Here is a 2834-nt window from a genome sequence, read left to right on the forward strand (position 1 = left end):
GCCGCGGCTCGGGTGTCGGCTCGGGGGCCAGCAGGCCCTTGGTCTCCGGGACGGGCGGGGCGAGCGGGACGACGGTGGTGGGCTCGACCGGCGGGGCGGGGTGGCCGAGCAGGCCCTCGGTGGGCGGGGCCTCGGCGGGGTGCACCGGCTTCGGGGGTGCCTGCCGCGCCTGTCGGACTGCCCGGCCTCCCCTCGCCCGCTTGCCCGCACCCGGTCGGCCCCGCTTAGGCACTTCCGCTCCTTGCCACCCCTGGTGGCCGCCGGCCACCGTTCGATCTCGGGTTACACCTTGCCTGATCGAACAGCCTGACGCACATGTACGCGGCGTCGCGTGGCCGGAGCGGCGGACGCCTACCCGGCGCGGTGGCGGTCGGCGGGGGCGCCGGAGCGGCGGGCCCGCAGCAGCTCGATCGCCACCGGGATCACCGAGACCAGCACGATGCCGACCAGGATGGCCTCGATGTTGTCCCGGACGAACGGGATCTGCCCCAGGAAGTAGCCGAGCACGGTGACGCCGCCGCCCCACAGCACGCCGCCGACCAGGTTGAACACCACGAAGCCGCGGTAGTTCATCCTGCTCACCCCGGCGACGATCGGGGTGAAGGTGCGCACGATCGGCACGAAGCGGGCCAGCACGATCGCCTTGGGCCCGTGCCGGTCGAAGAAGGCGGCGGCCTTCTCGACGTTCTCCTGCTTGAAGACCCGGGAGTCGGGCCGGCGGAAGAGGCTCGGGCCGACCTTGCGGCCGAAGAGGTAGCCGACCTGGTCCCCGGCCACCGCGGCAACCACGATCAGCGCGCAGACCAGCCAGAGCGGCTGGTGCAGGTAGGTGCCGCCGGCCACCAGCAGGCCGGTGGTGAACAGCAGCGAGTCACCCGGCAGGAAGAAGCCGATCAGCAGGCCGGACTCGGCGAAGACGATGGCCAGGATGCCGATCAGGCCGAAGGTGGAGATCAGGGTGGTCGGATCGAGCCAGGACGGGCCGAGGGCGAGGCTGGTCACGGTGCGGGCACTCCGGGGGTCTGGTCTTGGCAATGAAACAGTAAAGCATTGACAAAGACTCGGTTCGGAGCCGGAAGGTTCCCGACCGGGAGTGCGGACGGCCCCGGAACGCGCGGGGCCCAAAGGCATGCCCGCCCGGAACGCCGTCGGCCCCGGCGGGGCGGCCCTGGAGGACCGGCCCGCCGGGGCCGCGGCGCGGTCGAGGGTGGTCAGAGCCCGTAGCGCTCGACGATCTCCTCGTGCCGGGAGAGGTCCGCGCCGGCCGCCTTGGCCAGCTCCGGCCAGGCGAGCGGGTGCGGCCAGCCGCCGGTCAGCCGGTGCAGCAGGGCGTCGGCCTCGGCGGCCGAGGCGGTCGGCGGAACGCCGAGGGCCGCGTAGACGCCGGGCAGGGTGTCGCCGTCCTCCGCCGGGTCGGTGATCCGGTACTGGTCCCCGCTGTACACCCAGACCGCGTACCCGGCCTCGTGCAGCTCCTCGCGCAGGACCGACCACGGCTCGTCGCCGGGCCGGCCGCCGTCGATCCAGTACGTGGTGTACCCGGCCGGGTCGAGCAGGGTGAGCAGCCCGAACACCGGGCGCCAGTGCTGCCGCTCCTCCTCGGGGGCGTCCTCGGCCGGCGGGCGCTCCAGCAGGGCCGGGGCGAAGACCACCACGTCGCCGTGGTTGAGCGTCAGGTCGTCGCCGAGCACCGGCAGGATGCGGGCGGTGGCCGGGCCCGTCCGGAGGGCGGGCAGGTCGGACGTCGCGCCGTTGGTGCGGGTGGCGCGGATGCTGACCAGCTGCCACTCCTCGTCCACCGGGCCCTCGGGCTCGTCGAACTCGATGTCGAGCAGCGCGCCGGTGGAGCGGACCACGGCCCAGTCCCGGTTGGCGCTGGCCGCGGTGATCAGGTGCCACAGGTCCGGCTCCTGGACCGTCCGGTGGCCGTCCTCGTCACCGGCGTCCCCGGCCGGCACCGCGCGCTCCAGCAGCTCCAGGTACAGCCGCTGCGCGGTGGCGTGGTCGCCCAGCTCGGTGGCGGCGTGGGCGGCGAGGCGGCGGGTGTTGAGCACCTTGTCGTCCAGCGCCAGGATCGCCCGGCACTGCTCCAGCGCCTCGGCCCAGCGGCCCTCGGCGGCGGCCCACCGGGCACGTGTCCAGTGCCCGTCGGCCGGGGCGGAGACGGCCACCCGGTCGGCGAGGCGGCGTACGCCCTCGGCGTCCCGGGCCTCGATCAGCATCTCGCCGAGCGCGCCGGTCAGCTCGCGGTCCGCCGGGTCGTCCTCCACGTACCGCCACAGCAGGTCGGCCGCGGCACGGGCGTGGCCGAGGCCGCCCAGCACGGTGGCCAGGAGCACCGCCAGTTCGGTGGCGCCGGCCTGCTCACCCCGGTACCGGTCCAGGGCGACGGAGAGCAGGTCGGCGCCGGTCTCATAGGGCACCTGGATCTCGGCCAGGTGCGCCGTCAGCTCGCCCGGCGGGACGGGCAGCTCGGGCTCCGGCAGTGCCTCGGCGGCCGCGCGCAGTGCCGCGACCTGCTCCGACACGCCGTCGGTGCGACGCAACCGGGTGAGTTTACGCTCCCCCGTCGCGGCGAGGGTCAGCGCCACCGTGCGGGCGCCGCGGGCGAGCGCGAGCCGACCCGCCGCCAGCAGCAGGTCCACGCACGGGCGGTGCGCGCCGACGCCGTCCAGGTAGCCGACCCAGCCGGCCAGTACGGCGCCCAGCTCGGCGTCGTTCTCCCGGGCGCCGGCCGCGACCAGCAGCTCGACCGTCTGCGTCCAGGCGCCGCGCAGGTCGGCGTGCTTTTCGGCCTCGGCCCGCCCGGGCAGCAGGGCGAGCGCCTCCTCGGT

At 75.1% G+C, this 2834-nt stretch carries 2 protein-coding genes; both read right to left on the bottom strand.

The window, feature by feature from the left end; translation table 11 throughout:
* Window positions 1-351: 351 nt before the first annotated feature.
* Window positions 352-1002 carry a DedA family protein gene (locus tag KS423_RS42625; protein ID WP_224285070.1) on the bottom strand — a complete coding sequence of 217 codons (651 nt, stop codon included), beginning with the start codon at window positions 1000-1002 and terminating at the stop codon, window positions 352-354.
* A 209-nt stretch (window positions 1003-1211) separates the two neighbouring features.
* The coding region (locus KS423_RS42630) for a lipopolysaccharide assembly protein LapB (protein WP_224285071.1) at window positions 1212-2834 on the bottom strand (1623 nt) is incomplete at its 5' end.

The organism is Streptomyces sp. LS1784, from assembly GCF_020103755.1.
In the GTDB taxonomy this organism is placed as follows: Bacteria; Actinomycetota; Actinomycetes; order Streptomycetales; family Streptomycetaceae; genus Kitasatospora.